The following is a 25,996-nucleotide window of genomic DNA, read 5'->3' as shown; positions in this document are numbered from 1 at the left end:
TGGCCGCTCAGACCCGTGGCACGCGCGATGCATCCAAAGAAAACAAAGGAAGACGTGGTGGCAAAGAAACACAAGATAGCGGTGATTCCCGGAGACGGCATCGGCAAGGAAGTCGTGCCCGAAGGCTTGAAAGTGCTGGATGCGGTCGCAACGCGATTTGGCATCGATTTTCAGTGGGACCATTTCGACTGGAGCTGCGACTACTACGCCAAGCACGGCAAGATGATGCCGGACGACTGGCAGGCGCAGATCGGCCAGCATGAAGCGATTTTCTTCGGCTCGATAGGCTGGCCCGCCACGGTGCCTGACCACGAAGCGCTGTGGGGCTCGCTGTTCAAGTTCCGCCGCGAGTTCGACCAGTACATCAACCTGCGCCCGGTGCGCCTGATGCCCGGCGTGCCTTCGCCGCTGAAGGACCGCCAGCCCGGCGAGATCGACTTCTTCATCGTGCGCGAGAACACGGAAGGCGAATACTCCAACAGCGGCGGCCGCCTGTTCGCGGGCACCGAGCGAGAAGTGGTCATTCAGGAAAGCGTCTTCACGCGCATCGGCGCCGATCGCGTGCTCAAGTTCGCTTTTGAACTGGCCCAGAAGCGCGGCAAGCACCTGACCGCGGCTACCAAGTCCAACGGCATTTCCATTTCGATGCCCTGGTGGGACGAGCGCGTGGCCGAGATGGGCGAAAAGTATCCGGACGTGCGCTGGGACAAGTACCACATCGACATCCTGTGCGCGCATTTCGTGCAGCATCCCGATTGGTTTGACGTGGTGGTGGCTTCCAACTTGTTTGGCGACATCCTGTCCGACCTGGGGCCGGCCTGCACGGGCACCATCGGCATCGCGCCTTCGGCCAACCTGAACCCTGAACGCAAGTTCCCGTCCCTGTTCGAACCGGTGCACGGTTCGGCGCCGGACATCTACGGCAAGGGCATCGCCAACCCGATCGGCCAGATCTGGAGCGGCGCGCTGATGCTGGATTTCCTGGGTTATCCAGACGCGTCGGCGGCGGTCGTCAAGGCCATCGAGACCGTCCTGGCGGAAGGTCCGCGCACCCGGGACATGAAAGGCACCGCCTCCACCGCCGACGTCGGCAGCGCGATTGCCGCGCTGGTCGCGGCGGGCTGAGGCAAGCCGCTGGCTAGGCTCACAGACTAGTCCATGGACGATTCCGTTTTTTCCCCTTCCTCCGCCCCCGTGGGCGGCGGAAGGGCCGACCGGTTTGCGCGCAAGCTGTTCCGCGTACTCCGGTCGCGCACGCAGCGGCACAATCAACATCTGTGGCCGTTCGTGCGCATCTGGAGGGATCGATCGGGCGTTATTTGCGGCTTTCGCGCCTTTGGCCGGTCGCAGCCAGTCACGCCGCTAGCCCAAGGCTACGATGCTGCCGACGAGGAAATTCATCTGATCCTGAGCGGACCGTCGGTTACTCAGATACCCTACGACCGGCTGAATATCCGTACGGCGATGGGCGTGAACGGCGCCATCATGCTGGCGCGCAAGTTCGATCTGCCGTTCAAGTATTACTGCATCATCGACCAGAACTTCGTGCGCCAGCGTATCGATCTGGTGCGCGAGATCGTGTCGCGCGACCTGACCCTGTACGTCTTGCCCGAGGTCCTGCGCTACATCATGCAGGGGCTGCCGCAGGAGTCGATCCGCTGCCGCATCTGCATCATCGAACTGATCGCCGAACGCGCCTACCAACGCATTTCCGCGCCGGCCGTGCTGCAGCGCATGGCGGCAGCCTCGCCCGACGTGCAACTGCTGGACGCGAAAAGGGGCATGGGATTCAGCTTCAATGTGGAACTGGGCGTCTTCGACGCCGATACCGTGGCCTATGCCGCCTTGCAGGTGCTGGTATCCAGCGGCGCACGCAAGGTCTACACGCATGGGCTGGATCTGACGCTGCAGAACGGCTTGCGCTTCTACAATGAAGGGCAGACGCCGCAGTCCAGCAGGCTGGCGCGCAAGTTCGCGCAACTTATCGAGCCATCGTTCCGCTTCGCGGCAGCGCAATGGCGCGCGCGCGGCATCTCGGTGTTCAACCTGTCGCCCATCAGCGCCTTGCCGGCCGACGTCATCGAGCGCGCCGACTGGCAGGTCTTGTTGAAGGAATAGGGGAAGGTATCGCCTGGTCCTGGACGCAACGCGATCCGGGACCAGGCGCTGCGCCCTAGTGGGCGCCTGCGGCCGCTTCGGCCGCGCCGCCGCCGCCCGCCTTGGCCGACCGGGGACGGGCGAACCACACCAGGCCGGTCAGGGCCAGGAAGATGATCGCGGAGGCATAGAACACGTCCACCGCCGACATGGTGAAGGCTTGCGCATTGATCAGTCCGTCCACCATCGTCAGCGCTTGCTGATGCGTCACGCCCAGCCCGTTCTGCAGCGTCGCCATGGTCTGGTCGAACGCCTGCTGGCCGGGCTTGGCGACCTCGGTGAGCTGCGCGTGATGCATGGTTGCGCGGTTTTCCCACAGCGTGGTGGCGATGGATGTGCCGAACGCGCCCGCGGTCAGGCGCAGGAAGTTCGACAGGCCCGAGGCCGCGGGAATGCGCCACGGCTCGATGCTGGACAGCGTGATCGAGGTAAGCGGCACGAAGAACGTCGCCATGGCCGCGCCCTGGATGATGGTCGGCACCATCAGCGTGCGGACATCGGTCTGGGTGTTGAATCCGGAACGCATGAAGCACACCAGCGCGAAGATCAGGAACGCCACCGTCGCGATTTGCCGCGGATCGCGCGTGGCCAGCATCTTGCCGACGATGGGCGTCAGCAGGATCGCCAGCAGGCCCACCGGCGCGGTCACCAACCCCGCGTAAGTCGCGGTGTAGCCCATGTTGCTTTGCAGCCAGAGCGGCAGCAGCACCACGTTGCCGAAGAAGACGCCGTAGGCCACCGCCAGCGTCAGCGCGCCGACCGTGAAATTGCGGATCTTGAACAGGCGCAGATCCACCACGGGGTGGGCGTCGGTCAGTTCCCAGATCAGGAAGAAGACGAAGGCGACGAAGGCGGTCGCGGCCAGCGCGATGATGGTGCCGCTGGCGAACCAGTCCAGCTCCTTGCCCTTGTCCAGCATGATCTGCAGCGCGCCTACCCACAACACCAGCAGCGCCAGGCCGACCTTGTCGATCGGCAGCTTGCGCGTGACCGATTCGCGGTCGCCATAGATGCGCCAGCTGATCCAGGCGGCCAGCAGGCCCACCGGCACGTTGATGTAGAAGATCCACGGCCAGGTGTAGTTGTCGGAGATCCAGCCGCCCAGCAGCGGCCCGGCGACGGGCGCGACCAGCGTGGTCATGGACCAGACCGCCAGCGCCATGCCCGCCTTGGACTTGGGGAAGCTCGCCAGCATCAACGCTTGCGACAGCGGAATCATGGGCCCGGCGACCGCGCCTTGCAGCACGCGGAACGCGATCAGCGCTTCCAGCGAGGGCGCAAAGCCGCACAGCCACGACGCCAGCACGAACAGCAGCGTGGAAACCAGAAACAGCCGCACCTGTCCGAAGCGTTGCGTGAGCCAGCCCGTCAGCGGCACCGTGATCGCGTTGGCCACGGCAAACGAAGTGATGACCCAGGTGCCCTGGCTGGTGCTGACGCCCAGGTCGCCCGAGATGGTGGGGATGGACACATTCGCGATCGAGGTGTCCAGCACGTTCATGAACACCGCCGTGGACAGCGCGATGGACCCGATGATGCGGGTCGCGCCTTCCAGCGGCGGGTGGGAGCCTGGCGGGGGCGCCGGCGCGGCGGCAGGCTGCTTGGCGGCGCTCATGATGCGAGGTTGGCCTCGATGATCTTGCTGATCATGGCGTCGACTTCATCATGGGCCGGCTCGAAGGCGCGCGTCGACCAGGCCGGTTCCTTGCGTTCGGCCTGCGTCAGCGGTTCGCCTTCCTGCTTGCCCACGTCGACTTCCACGTCCATAGACAGACCCACGCGCAGCGGGTGCTTCTTCAGGTCCTCGGGGTCCAGCGCGATGCGCACCGGCACGCGCTGCACCACCTTGATCCAGTTGCCGGTGGCGTTCTGGGCGGGCAGCAGCGCGAAGGCGCTGCCCGTGCCGGCGTCCAGGCCCGCGATGGTGCCGTGGTAGGTGACCGCGCTGCCGTACAGGTCGGCCACCATCTTGGCCGGCTGGCCGATGCGCATCTTGCGCAGCTGGCCTTCCTTGAAGTTGGCTTCGACCCACACCTGGTCCAGCGGCACCACCGTCATCAGGGCCGAGCCGGGCGCGACGCGCTGGCCGACCTGCACACTGCGCCGGGCCACCACGCCGCCCACCGGAGCGGGCAGTACGGTGCGCGACTGCGCCAGCCAGGCGTTGCGCAGGCCGGCGGCGGCCTGCTGCACGTCGGGGTGGTCGGCGACCGTGGTGCCCTGGGTCAGGGCCTGGTTGGTGGCCAGCTTGGCGCGGGAAGCTGCCAGCGCCGCGCGCGCTTGCGCCAGGCCGGACTGGGCGGACTTCAGCGCGGCTTCGGCGTGCAGGATCTCTTCGCCGCTGACGCCGCCGGACTTGGCCAACTGCTGGCGGCGGTTGACGTCGCTTTGCGCGCGGGTCAGCTCGGCCTGGGCGCGCAGGATGTCGGCGTTGCGCAGGTCGACGTCGGCGGCCAGGGCGTCGTTCTGGACGTAGATGGTGCGCACCTGGCGCACCGTTTGCGCCAGCTTGGCCTGGGCCTGCTGCAAGGCCACGTCGGTGTCGGCCGGATCCAGGCGCACCAGCGGCTGGCCTGCGGCCACGGTTTCGGTGTCGTCGGCCTCGATGGCCACGACCGTGCCGGGCACTTGCGGCGTGATCTGCACCAGGTTGCCGTGCACGTAGGCGTCGTCGGTGCTCTCGAAGTGGGCGCCGAACAGCGCCCACCAGATGCCGTAGGCGATCGCGATGAGTATGAAGGCCCCGGTGGCCAGCAGCAGCAGGCGTTTGCGGGCGGGGTTGGCGGCGGGTGTGGCTGCGGTCATGACGTCTGAGTCCGGGGAACGTTCAATGGGTGGAGTTCGTGGCGGGGGCCGGCTCGGCCGCGGGGGCGTAGCCGCCGCCCAGCGCGTTGGCGAGACTGGCGTCCAGCTGATAGGCGCGGATACGCAGATCGGTGTCCAGCCGCGCCTGAGTCAGCACGCCGGTCTGCGCGATGAGCACGGAGATGTAGTTGCCCATGCCGGCCTTGTAGCGCTTGACGGCCAGGTCATAGGCGGCGTCGATGGCTTCGCGGGCCTGACGCTGCTGGGCCTTTTCCTGGTCCAGCAGGCGCAGGCCGTCGAGCGCGTCGGCCACCTGGTGCACGGCGTCCAGCACGGTCTGGTTGTAGTCCGACACCGCGAGGTCGGCGTCGGCGCGCCGGCCCGCCAGGTTGGCGTTCAATTCGCCGCCGTGGAAGATCGGCAGCGTGACCGCCGGGCCGAAACCGGCCATGCGGGCATCCGCGCCCAGCAGGTTGCCGGTGCCCATGGCCTGGAAGCCGACGAACGCCGCCAGGTTCACATTGGGGTAGAACTCGGCGCGGGCGCTGTCGATGGCGTGGCGGGCGGCTTCCGCGCGCCATTTCGCGGCGGTGACGTCGGGGCGGTGGCCCAGCAGGTCCAGCGGCACGTTGGCGGGCACGCCGCCGGCGGGCGCCGTCAGCGCCACCGGCTGCAAGGGTTGTCCGCGTTGCGGACCGGCCCCGGCCAGCGCGGCGACCTGATTGCGCAGCTGCGCCAGCGTGGTGTCGGTCTGGGTCAGTTCGACCTTGCCGGCGGCCAGCGACGATTCCGCCTGTTTGACTTCCACCTGGGTGTCCAGCCCGGCCGTGTAGCGGCCCTGGGTCAGCGACAGCACCTCGGCGCGCTGGGCCAGCACGCGGTTGAGCACGTCGCGCTGGGCGAAGGCGTTCTGCAGGTTCAGGTAGGCGCGGACCAGGGCGCCGGCCAGCAGATTGCGCGCCGCCTGCGCGTCGGCCGCGGCGGCGGCTTGCTGCGATACGGCCGCTTGCAGGCGCGAGCGGTTCTTGCCCCAGAAGTCCAGCTCATAGCTGAAGTCCAGCGCCAGGCGGTTGTCGCTCACGACCGAGCCGCCCATGGGAGCGGGGTAGATGTAATCCTTGGACAGGTGTTCGCGGGTCAGCGTGTAGTTGGCGTCCACCCGGGGCAGCAGCGGGGCGCGTGCCATGCCGACCGCGGCATTGGCCTTGGCCAGGCGGGCTTGCGCCGCGCTCATCGAGGGGTTGTTGGCCAAGCCCTCGTCCAGCAAGGCATTGAGCTGCGGATCGCCGTAGCGCTGCCACCATTGGGTTTCAGGCCAGACGGTGTCCTGGCTGGTGAGCCCCAGCTTGGCGCCGTCCAGCGCGGCCACGGGCTCGGAGCCGGATTCCATCAATGCGCAACCGCTCAGGGCCAGCACCAATACGGTAGTAAGAAGGCGTTTCATCCTGACTGTTTGCTGAAAGTAATTGATTGATCTGTATTTGCCTAGGCAATCATTATGCCAAATAAAACCCCGAAAGCCGGGGTTCGCTGGCGGCCCTTAGCGGTTTGGAGGTGCTGACGAGGCAGAGCCGTTGGCGATCATCCGGCGCAGCAGGTGCTTGAGCTGCGCGACTTCGTCGCTGGAAAACCCGCGCAGGTGGTAATTCAGGACTCGCGCGATATTGGGCGGGATCGCGCGCGCCTTGGCCTCGCCGATCTCGGTGAGTTCGATCTTGACGACCCGGCGGTCCGTCTGGCATCGGTTGCGGCGCAGCAGGCCCTTGGCTTCCAGCCGGTCCAATGCGCGGGTCATGGCGCCCGTGTCCATGCCGGTGAGCCTGGCGAGTTCCGCGGGCGTATCGGCGCGGCCCTGGAACACCAGCAGCACGGGACGCCATTGCATCGCGGTGAGCTCCAGCGGGGCCATTTCCTGGTCCAGCATCCGGTTCAGGGAATTGGAGACCAGCTTGATCAGGAAGCCGGCGTTTTCATCCATCACGCAGCTGGCGTCTGCGCGGTAATGGACGGGGCCGTCGGATGGGGAAGGGGGGGGCGCAGCAGTCATATGCGCCGAATTTTACTGCCTAGTCAGTTATTGTCAAGGCTGTGTTTTCACCGCAAGGTCCGGCTGTGCGGCGGGCGCCTGCTTGCGCAGGCCCGACCAGACGATGGCGGCCACGATCAGGGCGGCTCCCGCCATCATGCGCGGCGTGGGTTCCTGGCTGAACAGCGCCCAGGCGAACGCGATCGCGTAGACGGGCTCCAGTGCGATGACCAGTCCGGCGCTGCGCGCGTTCAGCCGCGTCAGGCTGGAGACGAACAGATAGTGGGATAAGCCCGTGCAGAAGACGCCCAGCAGCGTCAGCCAGAACCAGTCCAGCGCAGGCAGCGCGGGCAACTGGGACACGGCGAAGGGCAGCATTACCAGCGCCACGATCAGGTTCTGCCAGCAGGCTACCTGCATCGGGTCCATGCCCGAGGCCGAACGGCGGTTGCTCAACGCCAGCAGGGCGAAGCTCAGGCCCGACAACAGGCCCCAGGCCAGGCCGATGGTGCCCTGGTCGGCCAGGTCGAACGCGGGCGTGACCAGAACCAGGCCTGCAGTCACCAGGCCCAGCAGCAACCATTCGGTCGGGCGGATGCGTTCCCGGAAGAGCAACCCCTCGAACAAGGTGATGAAAGCGGGGAAGCTGGCGAAACCCAGCGTGGCGATGGCGATGCCGCCGACCTTCACGGCGATGAAGAAGGTGACCCAGTGACCCGCCAGCAGGGCGCCGGATACCACCAGCACGAACAGCTGCGCGGGCGTCAGGGCGCCCAGCAGCGGCTTGCGGCGCATGCGCGCGAACAGCCCCAGCGCGAGCACCGCGAAGACGGCCCGGCCCAGCGTGATCACGGCGGCGCTGGCCTGGATCAATTCGCCGAACACGCCGGTCAGGCCGAAAAGCACGGCGGCAACGTGGATGTAGGTGAGGGCGCGGTGTCGGGTCATGCGTGAGGCAGGCGTATGGCGAAGAAAGCGTGGGTAAAGGCGTGCGGCGTTTTGGCGCTGAATCTAAAATCATCGCATGAATCGCCTTGCCAAGCTTTCGCCGCCCTTCCGCCTTTCCAACCGCGCTGCCGGCTTTTTCCTGGCAACCCTGGGCGCAGTCCTGTTCTCGGCCAAGGCCATCGTGGTGAAGTTCACCTACCGCTATGGCATCGACGCGGTCACCCTCATTGCTTTCCGCATGCTGTTCGCCATGCCGTTCTTCGCGGCGGTGGCCTGGTATCAGTCGCGCCGCGCGGCGCGCGGCGAAATCCCCGTGATGACCTGGAGGGAGCGCGCGCAGGTCTGCGTGCTGGGCCTGCTGGGCTATTACCTGTCCAGCTTCCTGGACTTTCTGGGGCTGCGCTACATCACCGCCAGCCTGGAGCGCCTGATCCTGTTCCTGTCGCCCTCGCTGGTGGTGCTGTTGTCGGCGTTCTGGTTCAAACGCCCGGTCGAGCGCCGCCAGTGGATGGCCATGGCGCTGTCCTATGCCGGGGTGGTGCTGGTGTTCGCCCACGACCTGTCCTTCGGCGGTAGCGAGGTGCTGTTAGGGTCTTTGTTCGTTTTCGGGTCGGCCGCAAGCTATTCTGTGTACCTGATCTGTTCGGGGGAACTGGTCAAGCGCTTGGGCGCGACGCGCCTGGTGGCGTATGCCATGCTGGTGTCCTGCGTGGCCTGCATCATCCAGTTCTTTGCCGTGCATCCCCCGTCCATGCTGATCCAGCCTGCCGGGGTCTACGGGTATTCGGTGATCCACGCCACGCTGAATACCGTGGTGCCGGTGTTCATGCTGATGTGGGCGGTGGCGCTGATCGGCGCGCCCACCGCGTCGCTGCTGGGCATGATCGGGCCGGTATCGGTGCTGTTTCTGGCGTCGTGGTTCCTGCAAGAGCCCATCACGGTGTGGCAGATGGCGGGGACCGCGTTGGTGCTGGCAGGGGTATTCGTGCTGATGGGGGGCGGGGCCGGCAGGCTGGCGTCCGTCAGGCAGGACGAGGCCCGGCCATCGCGTTGAATCTGGTTTTTCTCGTTCAGGGGCCGCAGACAGGCTCTCGTTAGCATTTTTTCCAATGAAAGGAGGCCAGCATGGCCAGCAATCTCGTCAAGGCAATTCGTATCGAGCAGCACGGTGGTCCTGAAGTCCTGAAGCTGGTCGAGGTGGAAGTGCCTCCGCCCGCCGCCAATGAAGTCACGATCGAGCAGCACGCCGCCGGCCTGAACTTCATCGATATCTATTACCGCACGGGTTTGTATCCCCACGCGCTGCCGCATGGCCTGGGCTTCGAGGGCGCGGGCGTCGTGACCGCCGTCGGCGCCGACGTCACGCATCTGAAAAAGGGCGACCGCGTCGCCTACGGCCAGAGCCCCATCGGCGCCTACGCCAAGGCGCGCAATGTGCCGGCGGCGCAGGTCGTCAAGGTGCCCAAGGGCATCGGCTTTGACGAAGCCGCAGCCCTGATGCTCAAGGGCCTGACGGTGCAATACCTGTTCCGCCAGACCTACCGCCTGCAAGGCGGCGAGACCATCCTGTTCCACGCGGCTGCGGGCGGCGTGGGCCTGATCGCATGCCAATGGGCCAAGGCCCTGGGCGTGAAGCTGATCGGCACCGTCTCCAGCCCCGAGAAGGCCGAGCTGGCCCGCGCCAACGGCGCCTGGGAAACCATCGACTACTCGCGCGAGAACGTGGCCGAACGCGTGCTCGAACTGACCGACGGCAAGAAGGTGCCGGTGGTGTACGACGGCGTCGGCAAGGACACCTGGGAAACCTCGCTGGACTGCATCGAGCCGCGCGGCCTGATGGTGAGCTTCGGCAACGCGTCCGGCCCCGTGTCGGGCGTCAACCTGGCGACGCTGAACCAGAAGGGCTGCCTGTACGTGACGCGCCCGTCGCTGGGCCTGCACGTGAACACGCTGGCCAAGCTGCAGGCCGCCTCCGAGGAGCTGTTCGACCTGGTCCTGAAGAAGAAGATCAAGGTCCGCATCGACCAGCGCTACTCGCTGGAGCAGGCCGGCGAAGCCCAGACCGCGCTGGCCGCGCGCAAGACCACCGGCGCCACGGTGCTGATGCTGGACTGATCCGACGTCCGCGGTGCGCGGGCCCCAAAAGGGGCGCCGCGCCAGGCCCGGCACCGCGCGGCGCGCATTGCCGGGCCTTTTTTTGCGCCGTGCGCAGAATGACAAATCGCCATGCACGGTCCGACAAGCCTTCCGGGAAGGCCGTTGCTATCCTGGCTTCAACCATTTCGTTGGAGCTACGAATGTCTTCAGCAAGCGCAAGCGCCGCCGGCCACGCCGGATCTGACCGCCCGGAACTGGCCGCCATCCGGGAAGCCATGCTCATTGATGGCAAGCCGGTGCGCGAAGGACAAGGCGCGCCCATCGCCGTGCATGATCCGGCCACGGGCGCAGTCATCGCCCATCAGCCCGACGCCGGGCCGCGGCAGGTGGACCTGGCGGTGCAGGCCGCCAGGCGCGCCTTCGAATCCGGTCCCTGGCGCGACATGCTGCCCGCCGGGCGCGAACGCCTGTTGCTGAAACTGGCCGACCTGATCGAGCAGCACGGCACCGAACTGGCCCGCCTGGAAACCCTGAACAACGGCAAGCTGCTGGGCGTGGCGCAGGGCCTGGAAGTCGGCTCGGGCGCGCAGTGGCTGCGCTACATGGCGGGGTGGGCGACCAAGATCACGGGCGACACCTTGTCGCTGTCCATACCGTTTCCTCCGGGCGTGCGGTACAGCGCCTATACCTTGCCGCAGGCGGTGGGCGTGGTGGCCGCGATCATTCCGTGGAATTTTCCGCTGTTGATGGCGATCTGGAAGATCGCGCCCGCCTTGGCCGCGGGCTGCACCGTCGTGCTCAAGCCCGCCGAGGAAACGCCGCTGACGGCGCTGCGCCTGGCCGAGCTGGTGCTGGAGGCGGGCTTCCCGTCCGGCGTCGTCAACGTCGTGACCGGCCGGGGCGAGACTGCCGGCGCCGCGCTGGTCGCGCATCCTGGCGTGGACAAGATCGCGTTCACCGGTTCGACCGAAGTCGGCAAGCTGATCGGGCGCGCCGCGATGGACGACATGAAGCGGGTCTCGCTGGAGCTGGGCGGCAAGTCCCCCGTGATCGTGCTGGACGACTGCGACGTCGACCGCGCCGTGCAGGGTGCCGCCGCCGCCATTTTCTTCAACCAGGGGCAGGTCTGCACGGCGGGCTCGCGCCTGTATGTGCAGAAGGGCCTGTATCCCAAGGTCGTCCAGGGGCTGGCGGATCTGGCCGCCGGCATGAAGCTGGGTTCCGGATTCGATCCGGCCACGCAGGTCGGCCCGCTGGTGTCGGCCCACCACCAGAAGCGCGTCATGGATTACATCGGCCTCGGACGCAGCGAAGGCGGACGGGTGCTGGCGGGCGGGGGTAGCGGCAGCGGTTCGGGCTACTTCGTGCAGCCCACCGTTTTTGCGGACGTGCCGCCGGGGGCGCGCATCGTCCGCGAGGAGATCTTCGGACCCGTGGTGGTGGCGCAGCCCTTCGACACGTTGGACGATGCGGTGCGGCTGGCCAACGACAGCGCCTACGGCCTGGGCGCCAGCCTCTGGAGCAACGATCTCTCCCGCGTGCAAAGCCTGATCCCGCGCATCGACGCCGGCACCGTCTGGGTGAACACGCACAACATGCTGGATCCCAACATGCCTTTCGGCGGATTCAAGCAGTCCGGCATCGGCCGCGAGCACGGCCGCGCCGTGCTGGAAATGTACCTGGAACGGAAGTCCGTTTGCATCGCTTACTAGAACGATGAGCGCTCGGCCCAAGCCGGGAAATACCGGTGGCCGCGCCTTCATGACACCAAGGGGAAGACATGGCAGGGACAGGTAGCCTGGCCCGCAGGCGGGCCGTGCTGTTGCTCGCGTGCGCGGCAGCGTCGCAGACGGCATGGGCGGGAGACCCCAGCGCGCGGGATTGGATACCCGCGCCGGTGGGCACCAATATCATCGCCGGGTATCTGGCGGGACTGCGATCCTCGGGCTTGTACTCCGAGGGGCAGCGGGTGGACGGCGCGTCCGTCGACGTGAATGCGCTGGTGTATCGCCAGATGCACTATCGCGACTTCTACGGCAAGACGATGCAGCTCGAATTCATCGTGCCAATGTATCGGACCTCGCTGGACCTGCCGGGCGCGCCCGGCGACCACCAGACGGGTATCGGCGACCTGACGCTCGGGTCGGCCATCTGGCTGTACAACAATGAGCAGACCAAGACCTGGTTCGCCTGGGAACCCTTTGTGGTGGCGCCGGTGGGCCGATACGACGGTTCGCGTCCCGACGTGTCTCCAGGCAAGAACCGCTGGTCCACCATCCAGGATTTCGCTTTCGTGCAGGGCTTCGGCGAATCCACCTATCTCGAAGCCATCGCCGAAGTGGAGATCTACGGCCGCAATACGGACTGGTATGGGCAGACGCTGAAGAAGGACCCCTCGTTCCGCTTCTTCGCGCTGGCCTCGACCAACCTGACGCCGGACACCTACACCGGCATCCGTTACCGCTACGAGACAGGCGGCAAGGAAACCTCGTCCGGCGAGACCGTCGCCACGCGGGCGCGCAATCATCAGCTGGCCGTCGAACTGACGCATCAGATCAACGACGCCAACCAGATTCAGATGCAGTACATCCACGACCTGAAGGTCGAGAACGGACCGCGGATGCGTGGCGTGCAGTTGCGCTACGTCTATGCGTTCTAGGAGAACCGGACCATGAGACCAGGAGAATATCGATGAACGCGCCTAGCGCCAGATCATGCGCATCGCGGGCCGGACGGTGGGCGCTGTGCGCCGCCCTGGCGGCGTCGGCGGGCCTAGCCCGGGCGGACCTGCCCGTGGAAGAGCTCAAGGGCGGCACCCGCCTGCCGCCGGCCACGCCGCACAGGTTGTACGTGATGGATGCCGTCTTCAACCACCTGGTCGACAGCCGGGTCAACATCTACGACGGCGACTCCATGAAGTTCCTGGGCATGGTACCCGCGTCGTTCAACGGCCACATGACCGTGTCCGCGGACGGCAAGGACATCTACGTCATGACGACCTACTACGAGCGCTTGAACCGCGGCAAGCGCACCGACGTGGTGGAGGCTTGGGACGCCGAAACGCTCACACCCAAGTACGAGGTGCCGATCCCGCAGAAGCGCGCGCAGGCGCTGAACTACCGCAACTATCTGCAGCAGAGCACGGACGGGGCGCTGCTGTTCGTGCAGAACGCCACGCCCGCGTCCTCGGTCACGGTGGTGAACCTGCAGACGCGCCAGTTCGCGGACGAGGTCACCGCGGCCGCAGGCTGCTGGAGCATCATCGTGCTGCCTTCGCGCCCGCGCAGCTTCGCCAGCATCTGCGGCGACGGCGCGCTGCTTACCGTGGACCTGGACCCGGCCGGCAAGCCAGCTGGGCAGCAGCGCAGCCAGCCCATGTTCGACCCCGAGAAGGATCCCATCTTCACGCACACCGAGAACCTGGGCGATACCTACTACTTCGTGTCCTACAACGGCAATGTCTACAGCGCCGACTTCAGCGGCAAGGAAGCGGCGTTCGGCAAGCCCTGGTCCCTGCTGGACGCTGCGGGCAAGGACCAGGGCTGGCGCCCTGGCGGCTACAACCTGCTGGCCATCAACAAGGCCGCCAAGCGGCTGTATGTGGGCATGCATCCCAACGGGGCCGAAGGTTCGCACAAGACGCCGGCCGCCGAGATCTGGGTCTACGACCTGGCCACGCACCAGCGGGTGGCGCGGGTGCCGGGCCAGAATGCCTTGTCGATGTCGGTTTCGCAGGACGACCAGCCGCGTCTGTACACGATCGACGGCGGCAACGTGAACGTCTACGACGCCGCGCCGGCCGCGCCGGTCCTCAAGGGCACGATCCAGGCCGCCGGCGAAACGGCGCTGCAGGTCGAACCGCAACCGCGAGGTGCGCGATGAACGATCCCGTGCTGCTGTATGCCGCGAGCGCGGCGCTGGCTTGCGTGCTGCTCCTGGGGGCGCTGGAAAAGCTGAAGGACATTGCAGGCTTCACCGCCATCGTGTCGGCCTACCGCATCCTGCCGGCGGGGTGGAGCGGCGCGTTCGCGTGGCTCTTCGTGCTGAGCGAAGCGCTGGCCGGCGCCTTGCTGCTGGCCCCGGTGCGACAGGCGGCGGGCGCGCAACTGGCGCTGCTGGTGTTGGCGGCTGCGACGCTGGCGCTGGCCTTCAACCTGCTGCGCGGCCATCGCGACATCGACTGCGGTTGCGGCGGTCCCGCCGCCAGCGGGCCGGGACGCGGCACGCAACGTGGCGGGCTGTCGTGGTGGCTGGTGCTGCGCAACGCGTTGCTGGCGCTGTGGGCTGCGCCCGCGCTGATCGCCGCGGCGGGCCAATCACGTGGCCTGCAATGGGCCGACTCCGCCGCCGTCTTCGGCCTGGCCATGGCTGCCGTGGGCCTGTACTTCACCGCCAATCACCTGTTGGCCTCCCATCTCAAGTTGCGCAATCTCTGAAGGAAACTCACATGGATGCCTTGATCATTTCCAATTTCCTGCTGTGGGGCGTGGTGCTCTGCCTGGTGCTGGTCATCCTGGCGCTGTCGCGGCAGATCGGCGTGCTGTACGAGCGCGTGGCGCCGATGGGGGCGCTGACGATGGACAAGGGCCCTGGCGCGGGCGAGCCTGCGCCGCGCTTCGAGCTGCCGGATCTGCTGGGCCGCCGTATCGTCGTGGGCGAACGCGGCCAGCACAGCCAGCTGCTGTTCTTTCTTTCCCCGACCTGCCCGGTTTGCAAGAAGCTGCTGCCGATCCTCAAGTCGGTGGCCAGCACGGAAAGCGCCTGGCTGCGCATCGTGCTGGCCAGCGACGGCGAAATGCCCGAGCACCTGGCGTTCTACAAGCAGGCGGGCCTGGAGCGTTTCCCGTATTTGCTGTCGACCGAGCTGGGCATGAAGTTCCAGATCAGCAAGCTGCCCTATGCCGTGTTGATCGATGAAACCGGAACCCTGCGCGCCAAGGGCCTGATCAACTCGCGCGAACAGCTCGAAAGCCTGTTCACCGCGAAGGAGCTGGGCGTGGCCTCGGTGCAGGAGTTCCTGGCCGCCGGCACGCTGGAAGAAACCCGGATTTCCCGCAAGGAGAGCGGCAATGCAATGGCTGGATAAACTCGCGGAGCGCGCCGCGCGCTCGGTTGCGCACACCACTTCCCGGCGCAGCGTGCTCAACCGCATCGGCCGGGCGCTGGTCGGAACGGCATTCCTCATGCCGGTGCTGCCGGTGGCGCGGTCCGCGCCCGCGGACCCCAAGAAGCCGCAGATGGACGACACGGCGTGCGACTACTGGCGCTATTGCGCGGTGGACGGCTTTCTGTGTTCATGCTGCGGGGGCAGCATGACGTCCTGCCCGCCAGGCACCTCGCCTTCGGCCGTGTCGTGGGTCGGCACCTGCCACAATCCCTTGGACGGCAAGGACTACCTGATCAGCTATAACGATTGCTGCGGCAAGGCCGCTTGCGGCAAATGCATGTGCGCGTCCGCCGAGCGCGAGCGGCCGGGCTATCAGATGTTCCTGCATAACGATGTGAACTGGTGCATGTCCAACGAGTCCTCCATCTTCCACTGCACGACTTCGGTGATCGTGGGCCTGGCCAAGCCGAAGCCAAAATCATGAGGCCGGAAAGGCGACCGCCGCGGCACGGGTGGCGCGGGTTGTGCGCCGCCGTCCTGCTTTGCGTGGGCGGGGCGGCGGCCGCAGAGCAGGCGGCCGCTGACGGCGCCGCGGCCGACAGGCTGCGCGCGGCTGTCCGCGCCGACTACGTGCTGCAATGCGCGGGCTGCCATCGCGTGGACGGCCGCGGCAGCGGCCGCCATGGCATTCCTGATTTCCGCAATTCCGTGGGCGCGTTCGTGCATCTGCCGCAGGGCCGCGACTACCTGGTCCGCGTGCCGGGCGCCGCGCAATCGCAGCTCAGCAACGCCGAGCTCGCGGCCGTGCTGAACTGGGTGGTGCAGGAATTCAGCGCGGCGCAGTTGCCGCCGGATTTCCGGCCGTACACGGAACAGGAAGTCGCGCAGGTCCGGCCGCGCCGCTACGAGGACGTGGTGCCGGTGCGTCATGGCCTGGCTCAGGCGCTGTCGCAACTCGGTTTCCAATTGGCCGACTATTCCTATGGCAGCGACAGAAAACCTTAGAGGAACAGGCACTTAGGGGTTGTCACCGATACTCCCTGGCGCCGACCGATGCTAGAAAGAGGCAGCATTCCATACAACGCTGTAGCTGTGTCGCCAGGCAGGCCGTCCCAGGCAAACAGGCACGCCGTTTCGAGACGCCGGAGTCGCCATGTCCCCATCCCTTCTGCGCAGCGAGCCCAGGCACTTCCTGGACTGCGCAAGCTGGCAGGAAAATGTCAGCGATACCTTCGTTCCCCTGGAAGTGTCCGCGGTGTTTCCGGCCCGTTTCCGCAACAGCGTGGCGGTGGATTCGCTGGGCTGGATGCAGGTCTGCGAGTTGCGCAGCAGCGCCCAGCGCGTGCGTCGCAGCAAGCTGCTGGCCAACCGTTCCGAGTCGTCCGGCTACAAGGTGACGCTGCAGCTCGCGGGCCGCAGCGAGATCCGCCAGTCGGGGCGCAGCGCCTTGCTGGTGCCGGGCGAATGGAGCATCTACGACACCACCCGGCCGTACGAAGTCGACGTCGACGATGGCGCGCACTTCCTGGTCATGCAGGTGCCCGGCAAGCATTTCGAGGCCTGGCAGTCTTTCATGCAGAATGCCGTGGCGCGCAGCTTCAGCGCGCGCCAGGGTTGCGGGCGCATGGCGATGGACTTGTTGCGCGTGGCGCTGACCGAGCACGCGCATCTGTCTGAAAGCGCCTCGCGCGATGCCGCCAATGCGGTGCTGCAGATGATGGGGCTGGATATCAGCGAGCGGGCAGGGGGGCAGGCCGAACATGACCAGGCCGAACTGCGCCAGGCGCAACTGCGCCGGGTGCAGCAGCACATGCTTGAAAACCTGCATGATCCGGCGCTGTCGCCGGCGACAGCTGCCGCGGCCTTCCGGATGTCGCGCCGCTATCTCTACAACCTGTTCGCGCAGGCTTCCACGACCCCGGCCGACTTCATCCTCAGCGCGCGGCTCGAGCGTTGCTGCGATACGCTGTGCGACCCCGTTCAGGCCGCGCGGCCGATCGGCGACATCGCCTACAGATTCGGGTTCTCAGATGCGGCGCGTTTCAGCCACGCGTTCCGCAAGCGTTTCGGCGTGTCGCCGTCGGAGTACCGGCGCCATGGGCGCCCGTCCTGATCAGAGCTGTTCCTCGTTGATCAGGTCTTCCTTGCCGTAGAACTTCACGCCGATGTGGATGCGTTCGCGGCCCTGCGAGCGGCGATGGCGGTTGGTGTCGCGCAGCGAATAGACGCAGCCGCAATACTCCTGCTGGTAGAAGTTTTCGCGCTTGCTGATTTCGATCATGCGGGCCGAGCCGCCGCCCTTGCGCCAGTTGTAGGTCCAGTAGATCAGATCGTCGTAGCGCGCCGCGGCGCGTTCGCCGCAACCGTTGATCTGGTTCATGTCCTTCCAGCGCGAAATGCCCAGCGAGCTGGTGATGGTGTCAAAGCCATGCTCGTGCGCGTAGAGCGCCGTGCGTTCGAAGCGCATGTCGAAGCAGGCCGTGCAGCGTTCGCCGCGTTCGGGCGCGTTTTCCATGCCCTTGACGCGGTCGAACCAGTTGTCCATGTCGTAGTCGGCGTCGATGAATTCAATGCCGTGCTGCTCGGCGAAGCGGATGTTCTCCTGCTTGCGGATTTCGTACTCTTTGACCGGGTGGATGTTCGGGTTGTAGAAGTAGATGGCGTAATCGATGCCTGAGGCGGTCATCGCTTCCATGACTTCGCCGGAACAGGGCGCGCAGCACGAGTGCATCAGCACCTTGCGGCGGCCGGCGGGCAGGTCGAGTTTGGGGCGCACGAGTTCGGACATGGCTTGCAGGAAACAAATAAGGCGGAAAACCCCTTATTTTACGCTGAGTTGCCGCTGAAGGGGGCGCCCCGTCCCCCCATGCCTTCAGCCCAGCACCGCGTCCCAGAGTTCGCGCACGGCAGCGCGCTCCTCCAGCAGCTGGTCCTGCGGCACGCGCGCCTTTTCCACGCCTTGCAGGCGCATCTGGTGCTGGACGCGGCGCAGGGTGCGGTAGGCGTCGCCGGCGCGCGCGGCCAGCTCGGGAGCAATCAGGCCGGCCTCGCCGGACAGGCGCAGCAGGGCGATATTGCCCAGGTTGCGCACCAGCACCGGATGCGTGCCCGAGTGGCAGAGCACCAGGTATTGCGTGACGAACTCCACGTCGACCATGCCGCCGCGATCGTGCTTCAGGTCGAACAGCGGGCTGCTGTTGGGGTGGCCTGCGTTGATTTTTTCGCGCATCGCCAGCACTTCCTCGCGCAGCTTGGCGGCGTCGCGCGGCAGCACCAGGATGTCCTCGCGGATCTGCTCGAAGCGCGCGCCGACGCTGGCGTCGCCCGAGGCGTAGCGGGCACGGGTCAGCGCCTGGTGCTCCCAGGCCCAGGCGTGCTTGTGCTGGTACTGCTCGAAAGCTTCCACGGACACCGCCAGCAGGCCGGCGTCGCCGTCCGGCCGCAGGCGCAGGTCGACTTCGTACAGGCGGCCGGACGAGGTCATGGTCGAGAGCCACGACGTCATGCGCCGGCCCAGCTTGGCGTAGACCTCGGCGGCGTCGTCGCGCGGGTCGTCGAACAGGAACACCAGGTCCAGGTCCGAGGCATAGCCCAGTTCCTTGCCGCCCAGCTTGCCGTAGGCGATGACGGCGAAGCGTGGTTCGGCGCCCTCGGCCTTGTTGACCAGCGGCCAGGTGCGGCGGATGGTTTCGGTCAGCAGCAGGTCGGCCAGCGCGGACAGCTGGTCGGCCAGCTTTTCCACGGTGAGTTCGCCTTCCAGGTCCTGCGCCAGCAATTGGAAGCTGGCCTGGCGCTGCATGTCGCGCATCAGGTTCATCTGGCGCTCGATGTCCGGGTCGCCGTCGGGCAGCCGGCAGGCGTCCAGGTCGGCGGTCAGCTGGCGCGCGATCTGGCCGAAGTCGAGCGGTTCGAACAGGGTGCGCCAGTCGATCAGGCTGTCCAGCAGCAGGGGGTGCTGGGTCAGGTATTGCGCGGCCCAGGGGCTGGCGGCGACCATGCGCGCCACGCGCGCCAGAGTGTCGGGGTATTCGGCCAGCAGGGCCAGGTAGGCGCTGCGCTGGGCGATTTTCTCGATCAGGTCGAACAGCCGCACCGTGGCTTGCAGCGGCGCAGGGGTCTGCAGGGCCGCTCGCAGGGCGGCCGGCAGCAGCGCGTCCATGCGCTTGCGGCTGCTCTCGGGCAGGCTGCGCACGCGGTGGCTGCCCAGCAGGGTTTCGGTACGTCGCAACAGGTCCTGCGCGTCGTCGCCGAAGGCCTGGCTGATCTGTTCGGCCAGTTCGCAACTGCTGTCTGGCTCGTCCGGGCCGGACCCGGGGTCGGCAACGCCGGGCGCGGGCGCCGGCACTTCGGCGTCGCCCATGCCGACCAGCCGGAATACGTTGCGGAAGGTCTGCGAGACGAATTGGCGGTGCGCGGTGAGCGTGCTTTCGAAGTCCGCGGGACTCATGCCCAGCGCCGCGGCCAGGGCGGCGCGCTGTTCGGGGTCGCCCGGCAGCAGATGGGTCTGGGCGTCCTCGCGGTATTGCAGGGCGTGCTCGGTGCGGCGCAGGTAGCGGTAGGCCTCTTCGAGCCGGCGCGCGTCTTCCTCGGGCACCAGGCCGGCGGCGCTTTCCGCGTGCAGCGCTTCCAGCAGGCCGCGCTTTTGCAGCGCGGGCATGCGGCCGCCGCGGATCAGCTGGGCAAGCTGCACCACGAATTCGATTTCGCGGATGCCGCCGTCGCCCAGCTTGATATTGTTGGCGCTGTCGATGCCGTTGCGCGCGCTGGCGCGCCGCTGCCAGTCCTGGCGGATGCGTTCACGCAGCGCGCGCAGGGCCGAGAGCGCATCGAAGTCGAAATACTTGCGGTAGACGAAGGGCACGCGCAGGCTTTCCAGCTGGCGAGCCTGGGCGGCGCTGTCGCTGCCTTCGAAGGCCTGGGCCGGGATCAGCCGGGCCTTGAGCCAGGCGTAGCGTTCCCACTCGCGGCCCTGGCCGATCAGGTAGTGCTCCAACGCGTCCAGGCTCCAGGCCAGGGGACCGGCGTCGCCGTCGGGGCGCAGGCGCAGGTCGGTGCGGAACACCTGGCCGTTGGCGTCGACTTCGGACAATACCGGCATCATGCGCCGCGTCAGGCGGCCGTAGAACTCGTGATGGCTGATGCGGCGCGGGCCGTCGGTTTCGCCTTCTTCGCCGTACAGCATGATCAGGTCGATGTCGGACGAGACATTCAGTTCGCAGCCGCCCAGCTTGCCCATGCCCACGATCAGCATTTCCTGGGGCAGGCCGGTGGCCGGGTCGCGCGGCACGCCATGCACGGCGGCGAGGTCCGCCGCCACGCTGCGATAGGCCGAGGCCACCGCGGTGTCGGCCAGCGTGGTCATGGCGCCCACGACTTCTTCCAGATCGGCCTGGCCGGTCAGGTCGCGCACGATGAGCGTGTTGAAGACCCGTTCGCGCAGCTTGCGCAGCACCATGCGGCAGGCGTCCACCGGCAGCGTGTCGCCTGCCTGGGGGCCGGCCAGCTCTGCCTGCCAGCGCGCGATCTGCGCGGGCGTGACGGGTTCGCGCACGGCATCGTTCAGCCAGGCGGCCAGATCCGGGTGGGCATCCAGGCGGCGGCGCAGATGGCCGGACCAGGCAAGGGCGGGGGCAAGCGTAGAGGGCGTGGACATGGCGAAAGGGGCGGCGCAATGGGCGCGTTTCAGGTATAAGTGGGGACGATACTGCAAGACCTCTTCTCCTGCCCACCGATCCGTGTCTGTTTCAAAAAAAGTGCTCTGTTGGGTGTTCTGGGCCGTACTGACCGTCTATGGCGTCGTGGCTCTCGGACTGTTGGGCGTGCGCTATTGGGTCCTGCCCCGCGTGGACCAATGGCGTCCCCAGATCGAAGCCTACGCCAGCAAGGCGTTGGGCTCCCGAGTGACCATCGGCTCCATCCAGGCGAACTGGCACGGCCTGAACCCCAAACTCGATCTCACCTCCGTCCAAGTCTACGACGACGAGGTGGACCCCGTGCTGTCCTTGCCTTCCGTTTCGGCGGTGCTGGCCTGGCGCAGCATCCTGGTCCTGTCGCCCAAGCTGCTGCGGCTGCAGCTCGACCGGCCCGAACTCCTTTTGCGGCGCGATCCCGCCAATCACCTGTGGGTCGCGGGCCAGGACATCGATCTCAATAGCGGCGATCAGCGTTCCGACCTGGACCATCCGGCCTTGCGCTGGCTGGGCGCGCAGCGCGAGCTGCGCATCCGCGGCGCGACCATACGCTGGCAGGATGAGTTGCGCCGCGCGCCGGAGCTGACCCTGACGGGCGTCGACTTCCTGGCGCGCAACGGCAGCTTGTCGCATCGCTTCGTGCTCAAGGCCGCAGCGGGCGACGCGTTGGCGCGCAATGTCGAGCTGCGCGGCGAATTCAACCGCAGCCTGTTTTCGGTGAACGCGGCGAATCCCGGTAATTGGGGCGGCCAGCTGTATGTCCAGCTGGACGACGCCGAACCGCTGGCGTGGCAGCCGTGGTTCGAGGTCCCGGCGGTAGCGGGCCGCCTGAGCGGGCGGGCATGGCTGCAGCTGGAGCGTGGCAAGTTCACGGACCTGACCGCGGACGCTGCCGTGCGCGGCCTGCAATGGACCGAGACGGCGCAAGGGGCCGCGGCGCCCGGTTTCAAGGCCGGCTATGTCCAGGCCCGCGTCCAGGGCTTGCCGGGCGACTTCATGCAACTGGAGAGCGTGCCGCTGGCGCGCAGCCCCGGCGCCCCGGCGGTGTCGGTCAGCGGCAAGGCCGAGCACTTGACGCTGTCCTTGCCCGGCGTCTTCGAGCAACCCATGCTGGCGGTGCGCGACGTGGCGCTGGATGCCTCCGTCAAGGGGCCGGACGCCAAGCATTGGTTCGTGGACATAGGCCAGCTGCAACTGGTCAACGACGACCTCGACGTGCGCGTGCAAGGACAGTGGCGCCCCGAGGGCAAGACCGCGGCGGGCAGCGTCGACATGCACGGCGTGATGGCGCGCGGCTCCATGTCCGCCATCCATCGCTATCTGCCCCTGGAGGTCAACGCCGATGCGCGCGAATGGCTGGCTATCGGCTTGCCCGCAGGCGAAATGCAATCCGCCTCCATCACGCTCAAGGGCGATCTCGACGAGTTTCCTTTTGGCGCGCCTGGGGCTCAGGGCGAATTCGTGATCGCCGGCGCATTCAGCGGCGCCAAGGTCGATTACGCGCCTGCGCGCGAACGGCGCAAGGGCTGGCCGATGCTGGAGAACCTGTCCGGCAATTTCCGCATCGACAAGGTCAGCCTGGCGCTGGACAGCGCGGGCGGCGCGGTCGCGCATACCGGGCCGGGGCATACCGTAACGCTCGGGGCGGTTTCCGCAACCATTCCCAACATGGAAGAGAACTCCGAACTGCTGCTGACCGGCGAGACGTCCGGCGCCGTGCCGGCCTATCTGGCGCTGGCCGCCAACTCGCCCTTGGGCGAGCTGCTGGATGGCGCGCTGGACGAGGCGCGCGGCACCGGCGACTGGCGGGTGGGGCTCAAGCTCAAGGTGCCGCTGTTGAACACCGATGACACCCAGGTCCAGGGGAACATCCTGTTCGCGGGCAACTCCTTCACCTTCATGCCGGAGATGCCGCTGCTCAGCCAGATGCACGGCGACCTGGCGTTCTCGGAGACGGGTGTCGAGGCCAAGGATCTGAGGGCCCAGTTCCTGGGCGGCCCGGCGCGGATATACGGACGCCTGGCGCAGAGCACGGACGCCCTGCGCTTCGAGGGCACGCTGGCCGGGCCGGCGCTGACCCAATTGAGCAACACGCCGTCCATGTCGCGCTTTTCGGGCAAGGCGGCCTACAAGGGCAAGGTGGGCTATCAGCGCGGCGGCGCGGTGGACATCTCCGTCGAATCCGATCTGATGGGCATGGCGATCGACATGCCCGCTCCAGTGGGCAAGGCCGCCCAGGCCTCGCAGTTGCTCAAAGTGCAATGGTCGCCCGCGCAGGACCGTGGGGCGCAGAACCGGCGCTGGCTCACCGCCAGTCTGGGCGATGGCGTCAACGCGTTGTTCGAACGGGCGCCGTCCGAAGGGGTGCAATCCTATTTCGCGCGCGGCGCGCTGGGCATCAATCGTCCGGCAAGCCTGCCGGAACGCGGATTCAGCCTGAACGCGAGCCTGCCCGAACTGGACATGGACGCCTGGGAAAAAGTGTCCGATGGCTTCAGTGCGCCTGCGGCCAAGGGCCGTGCCGCGCCCAAGCCCATGCTGCCTGCGGCCGAACGCATCAGCCTGGCGGCCGGCGTCTTGCGGACCGGCGGCTTTACCCTGAACGACCTGACGCTGTACGCGACCCGGCCGGGACCCGCGCAATGGCGCGTGGATCTGCAATCCAAACAGGCCACGGGTTCGCTTGAATGGCGCGAGGCTTCGGGCGCCATCGCCGGCCAGATCTCTGCGCGCCTGAAGCACCTGTCGCTGGGCGGCGAGGGCGACACCAACAAGGCCGACGAGGCGCTGTCCTCCGGCAACGACCTGTCCGACATCCCGGCGATCGACCTGCAGGCCAAGGAATTCCTGCTGTACGGCAAGAATGTGGGCGAACTCCAGGTGCAGGGCACGAACCTGCAGCGCGGCCGCCAATGGCGCCTGGACAAGCTGTCCATCGTCAACGACGCGGCCTCGCTCAACGCCACCGGCAACTGGAACCTGGAAGGCCAGGGCCGCGGCCTGACCGTGGACGCCTCGGTCAAGTTCGAAGACGTAGGCAAGTTCCTGGATCGCATCGGCCTCGAGAAAGTGGTCTCGGGCGGAAAGGGTACGATGCAGGGCAAGGCCACCTGGCGCAATCTGCCCTGGACCCACAAGGTCGAAGACCTGACGGGCGAGGTCGACGTCAGTCTGGACAAGGGCCGTTTCATGCACGTCAACTCGCGCACCGCGCGACTGTTGGAACTGCTGTCCCTGCAGTCGCTGCAGCGGCTGGCGCGGCTGGATGTGAACCCCACCAATCTGCTGCGCGACGGCTTCCCCTTCGACACCATCCGCGGCAAGGTCAAGCTGGCCGACGGCACGGCGTCGACCGAGGGCTATAAGATCAACGGGCCGGTGGCGGCCATCGTGCTGGCGGGCGGCGTCAACATCATCCGCGAACGCTGGGACATGAAGGCCGTGGTGATTCCGAACCTGGACGCCAGCGGGGCGGCCATGGTGACGGCGCTGGCGGTCAATCCGCTGATCGGCCTGGGTGCGTTCGTGACGCAGTGGCTGCTGAAGCAGCCGCTGGCGCGGGCCATGACCATGGAATACGCCGTCACCGGCAGCTGGGACGACCCCAAGATCGAGCCGATAGACGCGTCCGGCAAGCCGGCAGGCAACAAGCAGACCCCGCGCCCGGCGCCGCAGCCCGGCACGCTGGAGGAGTTCATGGGCGGGCAGTGAGCCGCGCAGGCAGTCTGTCCGATCCATGAAAGAAAAACGCCCTGGGCGCAAGCGCTCCAGGGCGTTTTTCATGGCCGGGTCCGCGGCGCAGGCGCCGCGGACCGCGACTGGGCTTACTTCTTCTTCATCATGTCGAAGAATTCGGCGTTGGTCTTGGTGGCGCGCATCTTGTCCAGGATGAATTCCATGGACTGGACTTCGTCCATGTCGTGGATGAACTTGCGCAGCACCCAGACCTTCTGCAGCAGGTCCGGAGCGATCAGCAGCTCTTCGCGGCGAGTGCCGGACTTGTTCAGGTTGATCGACGGGTAGACGCGCTTTTCGGCCAGGCGGCGTTCGAGGTGGACTTCGGAGTTGCCGGTGCCCTTGAATTCTTCATAGATGACTTCATCCATGCGGCTGCCGGTTTCGATCAGCGCCGTACCCAGGATGGTCAGCGAACCGCCTTCTTCCAGGTTGCGGGCCGCGCCGAAGAAGCGCTTGGGGCGTTGCAGGGCGTTGGCGTCCACGCCGCCGGTCAGCACCTTGCCGGAGGCCGGCACCACGGTGTTGTAGGCGCGGGCCAGACGGGTGATCGAGTCCAGCAGGATCACGACGTCCTTCTTCATTTCGACCAGGCGCTTGGCCTTTTCGATGACCATTTCCGCGACCTGCACGTGGCGGGTGGCGGGCTCGTCGAAGGTCGAGGCCACCACTTCGCCGCGCACCGTGCGCTGCATTTCGGTCACTTCCTCGGGGCGTTCGTCCACCAGCAGGACGATCATGACCGCGTCGGGATAGTTGGTGGTGATGGCGTGCGCGATGTGCTGCATCATCACCGTCTTGCCGGACTTGGGGCTGGCGACGATCAGGCCGCGCTGGCCCATGCCGATGGGGGCGAAGACGTCGAGAATGCGGCCGGTGAGGTTTTCCTCGCTCTTGATGTCGCGTTCCAGGCGGATGTTGCGGTTCGGGTGCAGCGGCGTCAGGTTTTCGAACATGATGCGATGCTTGATCGCTTCCGGCGCCACGCCGTTGACCTTGTCCACCTTCACCAGGGCGAAATAGCGCTCGCCGTCCTTGGGCGTACGCACTTCGCCTTCGATCGAGTCGCCGGTGTGCAGGTTGAAGCGGCGGATCTGCGAGGGCGAGATGTAGATGTCGTCCGTGCTGGCCAGATACGAGGTCTCGGGCGAGCGCAGGAAGCCGAAGCCGTCGGGCAGGACTTCCAGGACGCCGTCGCCGAAGATCTGCTCGCCTTGCTTGGCGCGCCGTTTCATGATGGCGAACATCAGTTCCTGCTTGCGCAGGCGGTTGGCGTTCTCGATTTCCAGGCCGGCGGCCATTTCCAGCAGCTGCGAGACGTGCAGCGCCTTCAGTTCGTTGAGGTGCATCGCGGTGGATTTTTGGGGGAAAGTGAAGGAGAGTTCTGGCGGCGCGCCACGGACGGGCACACGCGGTATTGAATGAGCGCCG

The 25,996-nt window shown here is 66.8% G+C and carries 21 protein-coding genes; 13 read left to right on the top strand and 8 right to left on the bottom strand.

The window, feature by feature from the left end; translation table 11 throughout:
* Nucleotides 1–57 precede the first annotated feature (57 nt).
* Together NGK62_RS00640 and NGK62_RS00635 are read left to right on the top strand one after the other, a co-directional pair.
* Nucleotides 58–1,125 carry a tartrate dehydrogenase gene (locus tag NGK62_RS00640; RefSeq protein WP_059379033.1) on the top strand — a complete coding sequence of 356 codons (1,068 nt, stop codon included), beginning with the start codon at nucleotides 58–60 and terminating at the stop codon, nucleotides 1,123–1,125.
* A gap of 33 nt (nucleotides 1,126–1,158) precedes the next feature.
* Nucleotides 1,159–2,118 (top strand): WaaZ-like lipopolysaccharide core biosynthesis protein, encoded by a 960-nt coding sequence (locus NGK62_RS00635; protein WP_059378873.1) that lies wholly within the window; start codon nucleotides 1,159–1,161, stop codon nucleotides 2,116–2,118.
* A gap of 55 nt (nucleotides 2,119–2,173) precedes the next feature.
* Here the strand turns inward: NGK62_RS00635 and NGK62_RS00630 are convergent, their stop codons facing one another.
* The 5 genes from NGK62_RS00630 to NGK62_RS00610 form a co-directional block, all read right to left on the bottom strand.
* Complete coding sequence (locus NGK62_RS00630; protein WP_118933613.1) at nucleotides 2,174–3,772, bottom strand: DHA2 family efflux MFS transporter permease subunit; 1,599 nt, start codon at nucleotides 3,770–3,772, stop codon at nucleotides 2,174–2,176.
* Nucleotides 3,769–4,962: an HlyD family secretion protein gene (locus tag NGK62_RS00625; RefSeq protein WP_251877088.1), complete on the bottom strand. Its 1,194-nt coding sequence runs from the start codon at nucleotides 4,960–4,962 to the stop codon at nucleotides 3,769–3,771. The genes NGK62_RS00630 and NGK62_RS00625 overlap by 4 nt, the downstream gene beginning before the upstream one ends.
* Before the next feature lie 22 nt (nucleotides 4,963–4,984).
* Entirely contained in the window at nucleotides 4,985–6,406 is a 1,422-nt protein-coding gene (locus NGK62_RS00620; protein ID WP_251877086.1) for an efflux transporter outer membrane subunit, read from the bottom strand.
* Between the two features lie 96 nt (nucleotides 6,407–6,502).
* A complete protein-coding gene (locus NGK62_RS00615; RefSeq protein WP_054458746.1) occupies nucleotides 6,503–7,009 on the bottom strand; it encodes a MarR family winged helix-turn-helix transcriptional regulator in 507 nt (168 codons plus the stop codon).
* A 33-nt stretch (nucleotides 7,010–7,042) separates the two neighbouring features.
* Entirely contained in the window at nucleotides 7,043–7,936 is an 894-nt protein-coding gene (locus tag NGK62_RS00610; RefSeq protein WP_251877084.1) for a DMT family transporter, read from the bottom strand.
* 76 nt (nucleotides 7,937–8,012) lie between these two features.
* Between NGK62_RS00610 and NGK62_RS00605 the strand changes: the two genes are divergently transcribed.
* The 10 genes from NGK62_RS00605 to NGK62_RS00560 all read left to right on the top strand — a co-directional run bounded on the left by NGK62_RS00605 (nucleotide 8,013) and on the right by NGK62_RS00560 (nucleotide 17,253).
* Complete coding sequence (locus tag NGK62_RS00605) at nucleotides 8,013–8,990, top strand: DMT family transporter (protein ID WP_251877082.1); 978 nt, start codon at nucleotides 8,013–8,015, stop codon at nucleotides 8,988–8,990.
* Between the two features lie 71 nt (nucleotides 8,991–9,061).
* Entirely contained in the window at nucleotides 9,062–10,051 is a 990-nt protein-coding gene (locus NGK62_RS00600) for a quinone oxidoreductase family protein (protein WP_251877080.1), read from the top strand.
* 182 nt (nucleotides 10,052–10,233) lie between these two features.
* Nucleotides 10,234–11,745: a phenylacetaldehyde dehydrogenase StyD gene (styD, locus tag NGK62_RS00595; protein ID WP_251877078.1), complete on the top strand. Its 1,512-nt coding sequence runs from the start codon at nucleotides 10,234–10,236 to the stop codon at nucleotides 11,743–11,745.
* A 68-nt stretch (nucleotides 11,746–11,813) separates the two neighbouring features.
* Nucleotides 11,814–12,692, top strand: a complete 879-nt coding sequence (locus NGK62_RS00590) for a transporter (protein ID WP_059378892.1) — start codon at nucleotides 11,814–11,816, stop codon at nucleotides 12,690–12,692.
* 32 nt (nucleotides 12,693–12,724) lie between these two features.
* Nucleotides 12,725–13,915 carry an amine dehydrogenase large subunit gene (locus NGK62_RS00585; RefSeq protein ID WP_251877076.1) on the top strand — a complete coding sequence of 397 codons (1,191 nt, stop codon included), beginning with the start codon at nucleotides 12,725–12,727 and terminating at the stop codon, nucleotides 13,913–13,915.
* The gene (locus NGK62_RS00580; RefSeq protein ID WP_251877074.1) at nucleotides 13,912–14,469 is read left to right on the top strand and encodes a MauE/DoxX family redox-associated membrane protein; all 558 of its coding nucleotides are present in this window, start codon (nucleotides 13,912–13,914) and stop codon (nucleotides 14,467–14,469) included. Before NGK62_RS00585 ends, NGK62_RS00580 begins: the two co-directional genes overlap by 4 nt.
* Nucleotides 14,470–14,480: 11 nt before the next feature.
* The gene (mauD, locus tag NGK62_RS00575; RefSeq protein WP_251877072.1) at nucleotides 14,481–15,119 is read left to right on the top strand and encodes a methylamine dehydrogenase accessory protein MauD; all 639 of its coding nucleotides are present in this window, start codon (nucleotides 14,481–14,483) and stop codon (nucleotides 15,117–15,119) included.
* Nucleotides 15,103–15,624, top strand: coding sequence for a methylamine dehydrogenase light chain (locus NGK62_RS00570; RefSeq protein WP_054458730.1), 522 nt, complete (start codon nucleotides 15,103–15,105; stop codon nucleotides 15,622–15,624). Before mauD ends, NGK62_RS00570 begins: the two co-directional genes overlap by 17 nt.
* Before the next feature lie 38 nt (nucleotides 15,625–15,662).
* Nucleotides 15,663–16,145, top strand: a complete 483-nt coding sequence (locus NGK62_RS00565; RefSeq protein ID WP_223283447.1) for a c-type cytochrome — start codon at nucleotides 15,663–15,665, stop codon at nucleotides 16,143–16,145.
* A gap of 148 nt (nucleotides 16,146–16,293) precedes the next feature.
* The gene (locus NGK62_RS00560) at nucleotides 16,294–17,253 is read left to right on the top strand and encodes an AraC-like ligand-binding domain-containing protein (protein ID WP_251877070.1); all 960 of its coding nucleotides are present in this window, start codon (nucleotides 16,294–16,296) and stop codon (nucleotides 17,251–17,253) included.
* Here the strand turns inward: NGK62_RS00560 and NGK62_RS00555 are convergent, their stop codons facing one another.
* Both NGK62_RS00555 and glnE read right to left on the bottom strand, forming a co-directional pair.
* The gene (locus NGK62_RS00555) at nucleotides 17,254–17,928 is read right to left on the bottom strand and encodes an epoxyqueuosine reductase QueH (RefSeq protein WP_054458727.1); all 675 of its coding nucleotides are present in this window, start codon (nucleotides 17,926–17,928) and stop codon (nucleotides 17,254–17,256) included.
* A gap of 84 nt (nucleotides 17,929–18,012) precedes the next feature.
* Nucleotides 18,013–20,793, bottom strand: coding sequence for a bifunctional [glutamate--ammonia ligase]-adenylyl-L-tyrosine phosphorylase/[glutamate--ammonia-ligase] adenylyltransferase (glnE, locus tag NGK62_RS00550; protein ID WP_251879504.1), 2,781 nt, complete (start codon nucleotides 20,791–20,793; stop codon nucleotides 18,013–18,015).
* A gap of 112 nt (nucleotides 20,794–20,905) precedes the next feature.
* Between glnE and NGK62_RS00545 the strand changes: the two genes are divergently transcribed.
* Nucleotides 20,906–24,541, top strand: coding sequence for a YhdP family protein (locus tag NGK62_RS00545; protein WP_502802948.1), 3,636 nt, complete (start codon nucleotides 20,906–20,908; stop codon nucleotides 24,539–24,541).
* Nucleotides 24,542–24,654: 113 nt separating this feature from the next.
* On the opposite strand, the gene rho is transcribed toward NGK62_RS00545, so the two are convergent.
* Nucleotides 24,655–25,914 carry a transcription termination factor Rho gene (gene rho, locus NGK62_RS00540; RefSeq protein WP_054458721.1) on the bottom strand — a complete coding sequence of 420 codons (1,260 nt, stop codon included), beginning with the start codon at nucleotides 25,912–25,914 and terminating at the stop codon, nucleotides 24,655–24,657.
* Nucleotides 25,915–25,996: the final 82 nt, after the last annotated feature.

Origin of the sequence: Achromobacter sp. Marseille-Q4954 (assembly GCF_943737025.1) — a bacterium.
GTDB classification, from domain to species: Bacteria; Pseudomonadota; Gammaproteobacteria; order Burkholderiales; family Burkholderiaceae_B; genus Achromobacter; species Achromobacter bronchisepticus_A.
This window is presented reverse-complemented; position numbering and strand designations above follow the sequence as displayed.